Annotated in this window: 15 protein-coding genes and 2 pseudogenes; 9 read left to right on the top strand and 8 right to left on the bottom strand. The window is 66.5% G+C overall.

The genetic code is table 11. The annotated features are described in order from the left end of the window. Positions 1–28: 28 nt before the first annotated feature. Positions 29–1,129, bottom strand: a complete 1,101-nt coding sequence (dprA, locus tag OP498_RS06220) for a DNA-processing protein DprA (protein WP_280550285.1) — start codon at positions 1,127–1,129, stop codon at positions 29–31. Positions 1,130–1,143: 14 nt separating this feature from the next. Next, a complete protein-coding gene (locus OP498_RS06215) occupies positions 1,144–2,253 on the bottom strand; it encodes a LysM domain-containing protein (protein WP_280550287.1) in 1,110 nt (369 codons plus the stop codon). A gap of 170 nt (positions 2,254–2,423) precedes the next feature. Between OP498_RS06215 and def the strand changes: the two genes are divergently transcribed. The 7 genes from def (at position 2,424) to OP498_RS06180 (ending at position 10,059) form a co-directional block, all read left to right on the top strand. Further along, positions 2,424–2,936, top strand: a complete 513-nt coding sequence (def, locus tag OP498_RS06210) for a peptide deformylase (protein ID WP_280550289.1) — start codon at positions 2,424–2,426, stop codon at positions 2,934–2,936. Between the two features lie 108 nt (positions 2,937–3,044). Further along, the gene (gene fmt / locus OP498_RS06205; protein ID WP_280550292.1) at positions 3,045–4,034 is read left to right on the top strand and encodes a methionyl-tRNA formyltransferase; all 990 of its coding nucleotides are present in this window, start codon (positions 3,045–3,047) and stop codon (positions 4,032–4,034) included. Further along, positions 4,031–5,383: a 16S rRNA (cytosine(967)-C(5))-methyltransferase RsmB gene (gene rsmB / locus OP498_RS06200; RefSeq protein WP_280550297.1), complete on the top strand. Its 1,353-nt coding sequence runs from the start codon at positions 4,031–4,033 to the stop codon at positions 5,381–5,383. Before fmt ends, rsmB begins: the two co-directional genes overlap by 4 nt. 35 nt (positions 5,384–5,418) lie before the next feature. Continuing rightward, positions 5,419–5,625 carry a dodecin gene (locus OP498_RS06195; RefSeq protein WP_280550299.1) on the top strand — a complete coding sequence of 69 codons (207 nt, stop codon included), beginning with the start codon at positions 5,419–5,421 and terminating at the stop codon, positions 5,623–5,625. Between the two features lie 120 nt (positions 5,626–5,745). Continuing rightward, positions 5,746–7,119: a Trk system potassium transporter TrkA gene (gene trkA, locus OP498_RS06190; RefSeq protein WP_280550306.1), complete on the top strand. Its 1,374-nt coding sequence runs from the start codon at positions 5,746–5,748 to the stop codon at positions 7,117–7,119. A gap of 156 nt (positions 7,120–7,275) precedes the next feature. Continuing rightward, the gene (locus tag OP498_RS06185) at positions 7,276–8,760 is read left to right on the top strand and encodes a TrkH family potassium uptake protein (protein ID WP_280552966.1); all 1,485 of its coding nucleotides are present in this window, start codon (positions 7,276–7,278) and stop codon (positions 8,758–8,760) included. A 57-nt stretch (positions 8,761–8,817) separates the two neighbouring features. Beyond that, a complete protein-coding gene (locus OP498_RS06180) occupies positions 8,818–10,059 on the top strand; it encodes a TraB/GumN family protein (RefSeq protein ID WP_280550313.1) in 1,242 nt (413 codons plus the stop codon). Position 10,060: 1 nt separating this feature from the next. Here OP498_RS06180 and OP498_RS06175 read toward each other — a convergent pair whose 3' ends face one another. The 4 genes from OP498_RS06175 to OP498_RS06160 all read right to left on the bottom strand — a co-directional run bounded on the left by OP498_RS06175 (position 10,061) and on the right by OP498_RS06160 (position 12,799). Next, positions 10,061–10,849, bottom strand: coding sequence for a DTW domain-containing protein (locus tag OP498_RS06175; protein ID WP_280552965.1), 789 nt, complete (start codon positions 10,847–10,849; stop codon positions 10,061–10,063). Between the two features lie 72 nt (positions 10,850–10,921). Beyond that, the gene (locus OP498_RS06170; RefSeq protein ID WP_280552964.1) at positions 10,922–11,656 is read right to left on the bottom strand and encodes an NAD-dependent deacylase; all 735 of its coding nucleotides are present in this window, start codon (positions 11,654–11,656) and stop codon (positions 10,922–10,924) included. 551 nt (positions 11,657–12,207) lie between these two features. Continuing rightward, the gene (locus OP498_RS06165) at positions 12,208–12,495 is read right to left on the bottom strand and encodes a helix-turn-helix domain-containing protein (RefSeq protein WP_280552963.1); all 288 of its coding nucleotides are present in this window, start codon (positions 12,493–12,495) and stop codon (positions 12,208–12,210) included. Next, entirely contained in the window at positions 12,488–12,799 is a 312-nt protein-coding gene (locus OP498_RS06160) for a type II toxin-antitoxin system RelE/ParE family toxin (RefSeq protein WP_280550343.1), read from the bottom strand. Before OP498_RS06160 ends, OP498_RS06165 begins: the two co-directional genes overlap by 8 nt. 182 nt (positions 12,800–12,981) lie before the next feature. On the opposite strand from OP498_RS06160, the gene OP498_RS06155 reads away from it, so the two are divergent. Continuing rightward, complete coding sequence (locus OP498_RS06155) at positions 12,982–13,233, top strand: type II toxin-antitoxin system prevent-host-death family antitoxin (RefSeq protein WP_012137510.1); 252 nt, start codon at positions 12,982–12,984, stop codon at positions 13,231–13,233. Beyond that, on the top strand, positions 13,230–13,484 hold the full coding sequence (locus OP498_RS06150; protein ID WP_008938367.1) for a Txe/YoeB family addiction module toxin: 255 nt from the start codon (positions 13,230–13,232) through the stop codon (positions 13,482–13,484). Before OP498_RS06155 ends, OP498_RS06150 begins: the two co-directional genes overlap by 4 nt. 86 nt (positions 13,485–13,570) lie before the next feature. On the opposite strand, the pseudogene OP498_RS06145 reads toward OP498_RS06150, so the two are convergent. After that, a pseudogene (locus OP498_RS06145) lies at positions 13,571–13,803 on the bottom strand (transposase); the annotation flags it as partial. 130 nt (positions 13,804–13,933) lie between these two features. Then, positions 13,934–14,144 (bottom strand): annotated as a pseudogene (locus OP498_RS06140) (hypothetical protein); the annotation flags it as partial.

The following is a 14,144-nucleotide window of genomic DNA, read 5'->3' as shown; positions in this document are numbered from 1 at the left end:
GATGACCGGCGTCAGGGGGCATATCCTATCACGCTCCCGGCCGGGTCGGCAGGCGCACCCAGCCACCGGCGGCCTGGGTCGCGGCACCCTCCAGCTCTAGTTCGAACAGGCCGCGCTGGCAGTCGGCGACGCCGCGGCCGGTCAGGGCCACCAGGGCGTCCACCGGCGTGGGCGTGTCGCTCAGCCAGCGCAGCAGCGAATTCTCCGGCGCCTCGGCCGGCTCGGGCGCTGAAGAAACCGGAGCGGGGGCGCTAGCCACCGCCCACTGGCTGAGCTCGGCGAGGATGTCGTCCAGGTCGCGGACCAGCACGGCACCATCGCGGATGAGCTGCAGGCAGCCGCGCGCTGTCGGGTTATGGATCGAGCCGGGCAGGGCGAAGACCTCGCGGTTCTGCTCGAGGGCCAGCCGGGCACTGACCAGCGAGCCGCTGCGCTCGGCGGCCTCCACCACCAGCACGCCCAGCGAGAGGCCGGTGACGATGCGGTTGCGGCGCGGGAAGAAGCTGGCCCGTGCCCGGGTGCCCGGGGGATGCTCGGAGAGCAGCAGTCCGCCCGTCTCTTGCAGGCGCCGGTAGAGGCGATGGTGGCGCGGCGGATAGATGACGTCCACCCCGCAGCCGAGTACCGCCACGCTCGCCCCGCCGGCGTCGAGTGCCGCCTGCTGGGCGGCGGCATCGATACCCAGTGCCATGCCGCTGACCACGCACCAGCCCCGCCCGGCCAGCTCCCGGGCGAAGCCTGCGGCATTGGTGAGCCCCTCGCGGGTCGGCCGCCGCGAGCCGACCATGGCCAGCCGCGGCGGGCCAAGGGCCCCGAGGTCGCCCAGCGCCCAGAGCACCGGCGGGGGATCGGCGATCTGCACGAGTAGCCTCGGCCAGGACGGATGATCGGGGTGGAGGAGGTGCCGGCCGGGCTCGGCCGCGAGCCAGGCCTCGTCGGCCGCCAGGTCGGCGGAGAGGGGGCTGCGGGCGGGATGATCGAGCCATAGCCGCAGGGCCATGCCCGCCTCGCGCGGCAGCACGGCCAGCCAGCCGTCCGGCCAGTCAGGACGTGCCGCCACCCGTTCGGCCAGGCGCGCGGCGCCCATGCCGGGCAACCGGGCGAGAACCAGCCATTCCCGCGCCTGCACCGTCGGGCCTCGCCCTAGCGCAGCGCCGTATCCAGCAGGCGCTGCGGGCTGTGGATGCGGTCGCCCACGGAGAGGGTGCGGTTGGCCTGCATCACCAAGCCGTAGCTCATCTTCTCGTAGGGACGGAAGACCATCACCAGGCCGGCATCCTCGCCGGGCAGGCGCAGCGCCTCGCCGGTGCGCGGGTCGCTGACCAGCTCGCCGCGCTGCTCTACCCTCAGCACGTGGCCCGCCTCCAGGCCGTCGCGCCGGCCGCGGTCGAGCGCCACCACCTGCAGGCGGCCGATGAAGCGCACGCCGCCGGGCACCGCCAGGATGCGCCCCTCGATCTCCTGGTCGGGGGCCCGGGGCAGGAACTCGGTGACCAGCCGGCGATCCTCGAGCGGCAGCACGATGTCGTCGTTGCGCACCTCCTGACTGGAGGAGGTCACCTCCAGCACCGCGATATCGTCCTCCTGACGCAGGCGGCGCGCCTGGCCGACGCTCTCCAACTCGAGGCCGAGCGGCTCGCCGCTGGCGCTGTCGACATAGCGCTCGCCCACCCGGTAGAGGCCAAAGCGGCCGTCGCCCTCGACCCGGCCGCGGGCATAGAGGCGGTCACCGCCGCCGCTGACCAGGCGACCATCATCCCCGGCGACCACATAGGCCAGCTCGTCCAGCGCCTCGGGGTCGTCGATGACACGGTGCTCGCGCAGGAAGTGGCGCACGGCATCCAGGGGTATCGGCTCGATGGCCTCGCGGTGCGGGGTGGTACGGACCTCCGGCGACAGTCGGACCATGCCCTGGCCCCGCTCGAGGCCGAGACAGGGGCGCCCGTTGCAGTCATAGAGGTAGACGACGTCGCCGGGATAGATCAGGTGCGGGTTCTTGATCTGCGGGTTGACCTGCCACACCTCGGGCCACTGCCAGGGATGCCGCAGGAAACGACCGGAGATGTCCCAGAGGGTGTCACCCCTGACCACCGTATAGCGATCCGGGGCATCGCCTTTCAGGCCCTCCTCCCAGGAGAGCCCCTGGGCCTGGGCAAGCGTGGTGGCAAGGCTCAGGGCCCCACCCACCAGCAGGGTACCGAGCCCCCCCTTCAGCCGCTGGCGCCACCCCACTGCGCATCCTGTCTGTCTCATCCCTGCTCTCCCCCGCGTTGCTGGCCTCACGCCTGACGCCATGGAACGACGGCGACGTGGTATAGTCAGATGCTATTGATATGATGCACGTTCGACGCTATCGCCACCGAGCGCGTACTCCTAGAATAGTGTCATCTTGTAAATGACAGCATAACGGTGATTCCAACGCCATGGCCAAATTACCCATCCTCGAATTTCCCGACGAGCGGCTGCGCACCATCGCCACGCCGGTCGAGACGGTAGACGACGAGGTACGCCGCCTGGTCGACGACATGCTCGAGACCATGTACGACGCAAGCGGCATCGGACTGGCCGCTACCCAGGTAGACGTGCACCGCCGGGTCATCGTCATTGACGTCAGCGACGGCCAGTCGCGCCCGCTGGTGCTGATCAACCCGCAGTTCACGCCCCTCGGCGAGGAGCGTGAGCCGATGCAGGAGGGCTGCCTGTCGATCCCGGAGTACTACGCCGAGGTTCCCCGCGCCCTGAGGGTTCACCTCGAGGCCCTGGATCGTGACGGCCAGCCCTACGAGATGGAGGCCGAGGGCCTGCTCGCCCACTGCATACAGCACGAATACGATCACCTGGAAGGGGTGCTGTTCGTCGACTACCTCTCCGCGCTCAAGCGTGACCGGGTGATGAAGAAGATGCACAAGCGTCACCGGCAGATGCAACCCGCCTGACGCCTTGCCGAACCTCCCGGAGAAGGCCGACGCCGATGCGTCGGCCTTCGTCGTTTCCGGCCACCTCCGTTATCATGGAGGGCATCGCCCACTGGCAAGGTCCTGAACATGTCCCGACCCCTGCGCGTCATCTTCGCCGGCACTCCCGACTTTGCCGCCGAGAGCCTGGCGGCGCTGCTGGCGAGCCGCCACGACGTCGTCGCCGTCTATACCCAGCCCGACCGCCCGGCCGGCCGCGGCCGCAAGCTGACCCCGAGCCCCGTGAAGGCCCTCGCGCTGGAGCACGACCTGCCGGTCCATCAGCCGGCGACCCTGAAGGCGCCCGAGGGTCGGGCCGAGCTGGCGGGGCTTGAGGCCGACATCATGGTGGTGGTGGCCTACGGGCTGATCCTGCCCGGTGCCGTGCTCGAGATCCCTCCGCTGGGCTGTCTCAACGTGCATGCCTCGCTGCTGCCGCGCTGGCGCGGGGCGGCCCCCATCCAGCGGGCCATCGAGGCCGGCGACGCGGAGAGCGGCGTGACCATCATGCAGATGGACGCGGGCCTCGACACCGGCGACATGCTGCTGGTCAGGCGCACCCCGATCGCCGCCAACACCACCGGCGGCGAGCTCCACGACCGCCTGGCGCGCCTCGGCGGCCAGGCGATCGTCGAGGCCCTGGATGCGCTGGCCGGCGATGGCCTGCCCACCACGCCCCAGCCCGAGGCGGGGATCAACTATGCCGCCAAGCTCTCCAAGGCCGAGGCGGAACTCGACTTCCGCCGCCCGGCCGCCGAGCTCGCGGCGCGGATCCGCGCCTTCAACCCCTGGCCGGTGGCCTGGTGTGCCCTGGGGGACGACCGCCTGCGCCTGCTGATGGCGCGGGCCGCCTCCCCCGCCCCGGGCGAGGCCCCGATGCCGCCCGGCACCCTGCTGGCCCACGGCCCCGATGCCCTGCGCATCGCCTGCGGCGCGGCCGGCGACCAAGTGCTCGAGGTGACCCGCGCCCAGCTGCCCGGCGGCAAGCCCCTGGCGGTGAGCGAACTGCTCAAGGCCCGCGCCGAGCGCCTCGCGCCCGGCACCCGACTGGGACACACCGATGAGGAGGCCACCGCATGAGCCAGGCAACCCCCGCGCCCCGCTCCCGGGAAGGCAGTCGCGACAACGGCCTGGCGGTGCGTGCCGCCGCCGCCCGTGCCCTGGCCCCGGTGATCACCGGCAAGGGCTCGCTCACCGGCCTCGACGACCATCAGGTGGTGGCCCGTGACCGGGCCCTGTTCAAGGCGCTCTGCTACGGCACCTGCCGGACCCTGCCCCGCCTCGAGGCGCTGGCCGGCACGCTGCTGGCCAAGCCGTTCAAGGCCCGCGACGCCGACGTCCAGGCGCTGCTGCTGCTCGGTATCCACCAGCTGCTCTACCTACGCATTCCGGCCCACGCCGCGGTGGGTGAGACCGCCGGCGCCGCTCGCCTACTGGGCAAGGAGTGGGCCACCCGGGTGCTCAACGGCTGCCTGCGGCGCCTGCAGCGCGAGAGCGCCGAGCTCCAGGCCGAGGTCGACCACGACCCGGCCGTGGCGCTGCTGCATCCCCGCTGGTGGCTCAAGGCCCTGCGCCAGGCCTGGCCCGACGACTGGCGAGCCATCTGCGAAGCCAATAATATACCGGGGCCCATGACCCTGCGCATCAACCGCCGCCATGGCGACCGCGAAATGTACCTGGAACGCCTCGCCGCGGCGGGCATCGAGGCGCGTCTCTGCGCGCATGCGCCGGATGGCCTGACCCTCGAGGCGCCACGTGATGTCGAGGTGCTTCCCGGCTTCGCCGAGGGCCATGTCAGCGTCCAGGATGAGTCGGCCCAGCTTACCGCCGTGCTGCTCGGCCCGTCGCTTGCGCCGCGGCCGGGCGCTCGGGTGCTGGATGCCTGTTGCGCCCCGGGCGGAAAGACCGCACACCTGCTGGAACTGTTCGATATCGACCTGCAGGCCGTCGACAGCGATGCCGCACGCCTGGCCCGTGTCGAGGACACCCTGACACGGCTGGGGCTCGCCGCGACCCTGGCCGAGGGCGACGCCACCACCCGCGATTGGTGGGACGGCACGTTCTTCGACGCCATCCTGCTCGATGCCCCCTGCTCCGGCAGCGGCGTGATCCGCCGCCACCCCGACATCAAGCGGTTACGCCGCCCCTCGGACATCCCCAGGCTGGCCGAGCTCCAGGCCCGGCTGCTCGACAACCTGTGGCCGCTGCTGCGCCCCGGCGGCACCCTGCTCTACGCCACCTGCTCGGTGCTGCCCGAGGAGAACGCCGAGCAGATCGAGCGCTTCCTCGCCCGCACCCCGGAAGCAGTGGTGACCACCCCGGCCGACATGGCCTGGGGCCGCGCCGCGGGCACCGGGCGGCAATTGCTGCCGCAGCCCGACAGCCACGATGGCTTCTTCTATGCCAGACTGGAGAAGCATCCCGCCTGAGGGCGGGCTGTCCGTTCCACGACACTGGAGGTCCCATGAGCCACCACACCTACAAGCACATCGAGCTGACGGGCTCCTCGGAGAAAAACATCGAGGACGCCATCCAGAGCGCCCTGACCAAGGCCGCCGAGAGCCTGCATGGCATGCGCTGGTTCGAGGTCATGGACACCCGCGGCCATATCGAGGACGGGCGGGTCGCCCACTGGCAGGTCACCATCAGGGTCGGGTTCACCCTGGACTGAACCACGCCGCGACCTGTTCTTCTCACGGCAGCTGGTTTAGGCTTGCCTCGCCATGTTGCGGCGCACCAGGTGCGCCGCCCTCGATCCCCCGCGGTCTGACCGGAGCGGACAACAACGACCATGAAGATCATCATCCTTGGCGCCGGCCAGGTCGGCGGCACCCTTGCCGAGCACTTGGCCCGGGAGGAGAACGACATCACGGTGGTGGACACCGACAACGAGCGCCTGCGCGAGCTGCATACCCGCCTGGACATCCGCACGGTGTCGGGGGCCGGCTCCTACCCCATGGTGCTGCGCCAGGCCGGCTGCGAGGACGCCGACATGCTGATCGCGGTGACCAACTCCGACGAAGTCAACATGATCGCCTGCCAGGTGGCGCACACCCTGTTCCGCACGCCGACCAAGATCGCCCGGGTGCGAGCCACCGCCTACCTGACCCGCAAGGGGCTGTTCGCCCACGAGGCGGTGCCCATTGACGTGCTGATCAGCCCCGAGCAGGTGGTCACCGACCATATCCGCCGGCTGATCGAACACCCCGGCGCCCTGCAGGTGCTGGAGTTCGCCGGTGGCCTGGTGCAACTGGTGGCGGTGAGGGCCTTCTACGGTGGCCCGCTGGTCGGCCAGGAGCTGGGCTTCCTGCGCCGCCACATGCCCAGCGTGGACACCCGGGTGGCGGCCATCTATCGGAAGGACCGGCCGATCATCCCGCGCGGCGACACCGTGATCGAGGCCGACGACGAGGTGTTCTTCATCGCCGCCCGCCGCGATATCCGCGCGGTAATGAGCGAGCTGCGCCGCCTCGACCGCGACTTCCGCCGGGTGATGATCGCCGGCGGCGGCAACATCGGCGAGCGCCTGGCCGAGCACCTGGAGCACAGCCACCAGGTCAAGATCATCGAGCACAACCTCGAGCGCTGCACCCAGCTCTCCGAACGCCTCGACCGCACCGTGGTGCTGCACGGCAGCGCCACCGCCAAGCGGCTGCTGGAAGAGGAGAACATCGAGGATTGCGACATCTTCTGCGCGCTGACCAACGACGACGAGGTCAACATCATGTCGTCGATGCTGGCCAAGCGCATGGGGGCCAAGAAGGTGCTGACGCTGATCAACAACGCCGCCTACGTCGACCTGGTGCAGGGGGGCGAGATCGATATCGCCATCTCACCGCAGCAGGCGACCATCGGCAGCCTGCTGACCCACGTGCGACGCGGCGACATCGTCAATGTCCACTCGCTGCGCCGCGGCGCGGCCGAGGCCATCGAGGCCATCGCCCACGGCGACACCCAGTCGTCAAAGGTGGTGGGACGCGCCATCGGCGAAATCGATCTGCCCCAGGGCACCACCATCGGCGCCGTGGTGCGCGGCAAGGAGGTGCTGATCGCCCATGACAACGTGGTAGTAAGGTCGGGCGACCATGTCATCCTGTTCGTGATCGACAAGCGCCGCCTCCGTGATGTGGAGCGGCTGTTCCAGGTGGGTTTGACCTTTTTCTAACCGTCGCAGCCCCAGCGTCTCCGTCAGGAAGGCGGCCATCGCCGCGCCACCCGCGAGACGCTGCTGGGGCAAGGGACTCACAGTGAACCTAGCAGGGACCGTCATGCGCTTATCGATGACACGACGTCTAGCCAATGGTCAGCAAGGGCGGCAACCATGACCGGCGTGGTCAACAGGGCAATCCGTGCGCGCTTGCGACATTGGGCGCCTATCTTCAAGGTATTGTCGCTACTCTGGCTGGTGCTGGCCGTTTTCATGGCCGTTCCCTGGCTCATCCTGCTCATCGAGCAAGACCCCGATGCCAAGGCCTTTGGCCTCTCGATCCTCATCGTACTGGGCGCGGTAGCCTTCACCTGGCTGACCACCCAGCAGGTGGAGATCGCCCTGAAACCCTGGCAGATGTTCGTCATCACCACCCTGAGCTGGGTCACCATCTGTGGCTTCGCCAGCCTTCCCCTGGCCCTGGGCGCGCCTCAACTGTCGGTGACCAATGCCGTCTTCGAGTCGGTCTCCGCCATCACCACCACCGGCTCGACCATCCTCAGCGGCATCGAGAACCTCTCCGATGGCTTGAAGCTATGGCGGGGGATCATGCAGTGGCTGGGCGGCATCGGCATCATCGTCATGGGTATCGCCATCCTGCCGTTTCTCAAGGTGGGGGGGATGCGTCTGTTCCATACCGAGTCGTCGGACTGGTCCGACAAGGTGATGCCACGCACCGGGGGCATCGCCAAGGCGACCCTGACCATCTACTGCAGCTTCACCCTGATCGCCATGGTCAGCTACTGGCTGGGCGGCATGGCGCCCCTGGATGCCGTCGTGCATGCCATGACCTCGCTTGCCACTGGCGGGTTCGCCAACACCGATGCGTCCTTCGGCGCCTATGCCGACACGCTCCATCTGCTGTGGTTCGCCTCCCTGTTCATGCTCATGGGCGCCCTGCCGTTCGTGCTCTATATCCGTGTCTTGCGGGGCGTTCACGGGGCCCTCTGGCGTGACCAGCAAGTCCAGGGGTTGCTGCTGATGTTGCTGATCGTGATTCTCGGGCTCACTTTATGGCGGATCTGGCAGGGCACGGCAGCCCTCGAGGCCCTGACCCACGTGACCTTCAACGTCATTTCCGTGGTCACCACCACCGGCTACGCCTCGGACGACTACACCACCTGGGGCAACATGGCGATCGTGGCGTTTTTCTACTTGACCTTCGTCGGGGGTTGCTCGGGCTCGACCAGCGGAGGCATGAAGATCTTCCGCTTCCAGGTCGCGGCCATCATGCTGCGCAACCAGTTGCGCTTCCTGGTGCATGCCAATGGGGTCTTTGCCTCCCGCTACAACGGTCAACCGCTGACCGATGACGTCACGCGCGGTGTGGTGGCCTTTTCCTTCTTCTTCTTCCTGACCATCGCGGGTGTCGCGCTGGGCCTCTCGCTGATGGGCCTGGACATTGTCACGGCGCTCTCCGGTGCCGCCACCTCGGTCGCCAATGTCGGCCCCGGACTGGGTGACACCATCGGCCCCGCCGGCAATTTCTCCAGCCTGCCGGACGCTGCCAAGTGGCTGTTGAGCCTTGCCATGCTGATGGGGCGCCTGGAAATCCTCACGGTGCTGGTGCTATTCACGCCGATGTTCTGGCGCAAATGACGGCGGTGGCACACCGCACCGATGAATGACACTCCTTTTCCTTCGATCCGAGCCGACATGACCGATACCCAGGCCCCCGAAACCTCATCCCCCCCGAACAGCGACATGCCTAGCGGCCCGCGACGGGTGCTGCAGGTGGGTGAGACCCGCTATACGCTGCTGGGCACGGCCCATGTCTCCGCCGAGAGCGCCGCGGACGTGCGCGCGCTGATCCGTTCCGGCGAGTTCGATGCCGTGGCGATCGAGCTATGCGATTCGCGCCACCACAGCCTCACCAATCCCGATGCCCTGGGTGAACAGGACCTGTTCCAGATCTTCCGTCAGGGCAAGGCCGGCATGGTGGCCGCCAGCCTGGCGCTGGGGGCCTTCCAGCAGCGCGTCGCCGAGCAGTCGGGCATCGAGCCCGGTGCCGAGATGCGCGCCGCCCTGGAGGAGAGCCGTGACGCCAGCCTGCCGCTGCTGTTGATCGACCGCGACGTGGGCATCACCCTCAAGCGCATCTATCACAACGTGCCCTGGTGGCAACGCTTCTCGCTGTTCTCGGGGCTGCTCGGCAGCGTGCTGTCGCGCCAGCAGGTCTCCGCCGAGGAGATCGAGCGGCTCAAGGAGGGTGACGTCCTGGAGTCCACCTTCAGCGAGTTCGCCGCCGAGTCGGCATCTCTCTACACGCCGCTGATCAGCGAACGGGACCGCTACATGGTGCTGCGCCTGGCCCAGGACGCCGCCCCCGGACGCTATCGCCACGTGCTGGTGGTGATCGGCGCCGGCCACATGAAGGGCATGGCCGAACAGCTGGAGCAGCCGCTGCCTGACGACCCCGCCCCGGAGCGCGAGCGTCTCGAGGTCACTCCGCCGCCGTCGCGGCTGTGGCGGGCACTGCCCTGGCTGGTCACGCTGCTGGTGCTGACCGGCTTCGCCATCGGCTTCTCGCGCAATACCGAGCTGGGCTGGCAGCTGGTGGGGGAGTGGTTCCTGATCAACGGCGTGCTCTCCGGGGCGGCCACCCTGGCGGCCCTCGCCCACCCGGTCACGGTGGCGGCCACCTTCGTCGCCGCCCCGCTCACCTCGCTCAACCCCACCATCGGTGCCGGCTTCGTTGCCGCCGGGGTGGAACTGTGGATGCGCAAGCCCAAGGTGCGGGACTTCTCGACCCTGCGCCACGACGTCACCGAGCTCAAGGGCTGGTGGCGCAACCGGGTCTCGCGCACCCTGCTGGTCTTCCTGACCGCCACCCTCGGCTCCGCCGCCGGGACCTGGATCGCCGGCTTCCGCATCGCCGGGGCGCTGTTCGGCGGCTGATTCAGACTTCTCTGCCAGGCTCACGTCGCATCAGCAATCGCCACATCGCCGCCGTCGGTGCCTCGAGCTTCTCGTGGCCCCGGCTGGCGGCGTAGCTGTCGTTGAAGGCATCGAAATAGTCGTCGAGCACCTCGGCCGCCGACGTGTCTCCGGCCTGGCGCAGGAGTTCGATGGCCACCTCGGCGGTACAGAGGTGGGTGGCCGACGCCGGCTTGCGCAGCCGATAGCGGGTCAGCCGCTCGGTGGCCAGGGGCAGCACCGGCAGCCGGTCGAGGTAGGGGCTCTTGCGGAAGATCCGCCGGGCCTGGCGCCAAGTGCCGTCGAGGATGATGAAGACCGGTATCCGCCCCCCTTGCTGACGCTCGGTCACGCTCTCCATGCCCACCACCCGATCGGCATAGTCCGGCTGGTCGTCGGGAAAGATCACGAAGGGCGCATAGCGACTGTCGGCGAGCAGGGCCAGCAGCCGCTCGTCCGGTACCGTGCGATACCAGGTGAAGACCTCGGTGTCGGGCAAGACGTCACCGATCAGCCGTCCGGTATTGGTAGGCTTAAAGTGTTCCAGGGGGTGGGTGAGCAGCCACACCCTGGCCTCGCTCGTGGCGGTGACCCGGTAGGGGCAGAGGCAGTTGAGCTGCGGCAGGTGGCAGCCCCCGCAGCGGGTGACGAAACTGCCCCGCGCCTTGAACTCGCGGCGCGGCGGCCGCGGATGACCGGTGGCGGGGTCACTGGAGAGACCTGTGGCGGGGTCGCGCTCGATGAGGGCGTCGTGGAAGGTGTCGTCCTGCATGGTGGCGTGGTCCCGGAGCCGGAAGGGGCGGCATTCTAGCATGGGCCTCGCGCGCCTTGCTGCCGACCCCCTCTACTCGAGTACCGTCTCCGGCAGCCAGAGCCGGCCCTCGCGCAGCCAGTGCCGAGTCAGCGCCGGCACGCCCTTGCCGGCCGGCTGGCCGAGGCGGGTGACGCCCGGCGGGGCCAGGGCATCGGCCTCGGGGTCGACCAGCACGCAGGGCGCGTCCAGCGGGGTATGGTCGAGCAAGGAGGCGGCCGGCATCACGGCAAGCGACGTACCGACCACCAGCAGCAGGTCCGCCTCGGCGGCGATCTCGCAGGCATCCGCAAAATGTGGCACGGCCTCGCCGAACCACACCACGTCGGGGCGCAGCTGACTGCCCTTGTCGCAGAGGTCCCCCAGGCGGATGCCCCCGCGGGGCAGCGGGTAGTGCATGCGCGGGTCGACCGAGGAGCGCGCCTTGAGGATCTCGCCATGCAGGTGCAACACCTGGCGTGACCCGGCGCGCTCGTGCAGGTCATCGATGTTCTGGGTGATGATGCTGACCCGAAAGCCCTGCTTCTCCAGCGCCGCCAGGGCCTTGTGGGCGGCGTTGGGGCGGGCCCGGCGCACCTGGTCGCGGCGCTGGTCGTAGAAGCGCAGCACCCGCGCAGGGTCCTGCCGCCAGGCGCCGGGCGTGGCGACATCCTCGATGGCATGATCGGCCCACAGACCATCGCTGGCGCGGAAGGTCTGGATGCCGCTCTCGGCACTGATCCCCGCCCCGGTGAATACCACCAGATGCGGCGCGCGCTGCTTCACCATTCATCACCTCTCGCCAGCCGGGCGCCAGCGACTCACTTTTCAGAACTTGCCACTGCCTGAAATTACCACTCCGGGCCCCGGGGCGACCAGGAAGAGCACCGCCCTGCCGTTTTGCCATTCGAGCGACCTGCGCCTGAAATCCCGCCTTCACCCTTCGCCGTTACCGATCCTATCGTCAGCGAGTTTGACACTCAGGAACAGGCGGATAGCTACGATCGCTGGTTCCGCGAGCAGATCCGTGAACCCCCCGAGGCCCTCGATCCCTCACGACGACGTGATGGCCGAGATGCGTGAGCTGATCGCTGCCAAGCGCCGGCATGTTGCCGGTTGAGTGGCGCCCCAAGGCTCGCCAGTCACTGTGGGCCATCCTCGATTACCTCGGCGAACGCAACCCCTACGCTGCTGAGACTCTTATAAGTGCCTATGCACTTATCGGCCAGAAGCGGACGATCAGGCGAGCCTGACGCCGCAAATCACCGGGGGCAAAAAGCAAAGCGACGATGGAGCGGCGCTTTTTGACGTCCGAGTGCATGCGATTGTTACACACGTGGCTAATGAAGTTCACTGAAAATATCAGGATGCTGCTCAGCTATTCTCAGCAACGCTAGAGCGGGGCCTTGAGGGTCCCGCCGTCCTTGCTCCCAGTCTTGCAGTGTACGGACACTCACGCCCATCAGCCCCGCAAACGCAGACTGAGACAGCTTCAATTTCAGCCGAATTTCCTGGGGAGGTGAAGGCGGCGTCAGCTCAGTAGAGCGTAGCTTCAATTTGCCTTTGTTGTGTTGCTGGATGTCCCGGATACCTTCCAGGATTTCACTACCAATATTTCGCTTACTCATTTTTCAATGCCTCTGCTATCTGTTTGAGCATGTGGCCTGGTATAGAGTCCTGTTCAGACTTTTGATAGAGCGTAAGAAACCATATTTGGTGGTGAGATTTCTTCCAGAAGTAAATGATTCGTACGCCACCACTCTTCCCAGAGCCGGATATTGCCCATCGAACCTTTCTCACGCCACCGGAGTCACGAATCAGGTCTCCAGCGTCAGGGGATTTGAGCAAATACGCCTGCAACCCCCGGTATTCCTCGTCCGTGAGGTATTTTGGCAACAGCTTCGCGAAAAGGCTCGCTTCTATAAAGACCATTGATGAATTATACGGCAATGCCGTACCCCTGTCAAGGAGCGTACAATAGGGTGTAACGCCCGGCTCACGCGCCGGTTTGGAGCCGCAGAGCGGCGAAAAATCGGTCGCTTTGCAGCCGATTGTTAAATCCTTTCGCGTACGGTATCCTGAGCATGGTCAACATCCTGTACAGGAGCAACCTCGTGGATGCCATTAGCTACACAGCCGCTAGAACCAATCTAGCAAAAACCATGGAGCAGGTCTGTGAAGACCATTCTCCCGTGATCATCACCCGGAGCAAATCACAGTCCGTGGTCATGATTTCTCTTGAGGACTACGAGGCGTTGCAAGAGACCGCCTACCTCCTGCGCGCACCAAAGAACGCCCGTCGTTTGCTGGAATCCGTTGCCGAGCTAGAGCAAGGCGGCGGTCAAGAAAAGGAACTTCTTGAATGAAACTCATCTTTTCCGAGAACGCCTGGGAAGACTATCTGTACTGGCAGAAAACTGACAAAAAGATTCTTAACCGAATCAACAAGCTGATAAAAGAGACCAAGCGAGAACCGTTCGAAGGTGTTGGCAAACCAGAGCCCCTCAAACATAGTCTCGCCGGGTACTGGTCTCGCCGGATCAATGAAGAACACCGAATAGTTTACAAGGTCACGGATGACGCTTTGCTTATCGCCCAGCTTCGGTATCACTACTGAGTAAGTATCCCCCGGCAAAGCCGGGGGCTTTATATTGTTAGCCCCTCAAAGGGGCAAGAACCTGAGCCGCCTGAAGGCGGCTATCTTTACATGCCGAACTTGAGCTGATCATAATGCTCATCAGACTTTTCTTGGTTACGGATGTAGGCACGGACCATGTCTTCATCAAGCCCGACTGTCGAAACAAAATACCCTCTTGCCCAGAAGCTCTCGCCTGTGAAATTTTTCGCTCTACCCATAAAGTTCCTGGCTATCGAAATTGCACTTTTCCCCTTGATGTAACCGAGTGTGACACAGAATGCATTGGTGGGATGCTGATACGCTCTCTCATTGGTAAATTCCTATCACTTGGCCGAGATTGGAGGTTCCCAGTGACTGTAGCGCGTCAATCTGTATGAGAAGCCAGCGACAATCTGGATGAGAAATCGGTGTCGCGGCCCTGCTCCTTTTTATGCTCCCTCCCCTGGTAGGCAAGCGGTGTCATCCGTGTCCGTGTCGCTGGGCGACACGGAGTGACTCGTCTTGAATGTCGCGCGCGTTGCCGGCCGCCCTTGCGAGCGCTTGTTCTCCATCGCGGTGCGGCGACGGTAGCTGTCGACGTTGAGCTCGAAGAGGGTGGCGTGGTGGACCAGGCGATCGACGGCGGCCAACGTCATGGCG

The organism is Halomonas sp. 25-S5 (assembly GCF_029889845.1).
Lineage (GTDB): Bacteria > Pseudomonadota > Gammaproteobacteria > Pseudomonadales > Halomonadaceae > Halomonas.
This window is presented reverse-complemented; position numbering and strand designations above follow the sequence as displayed.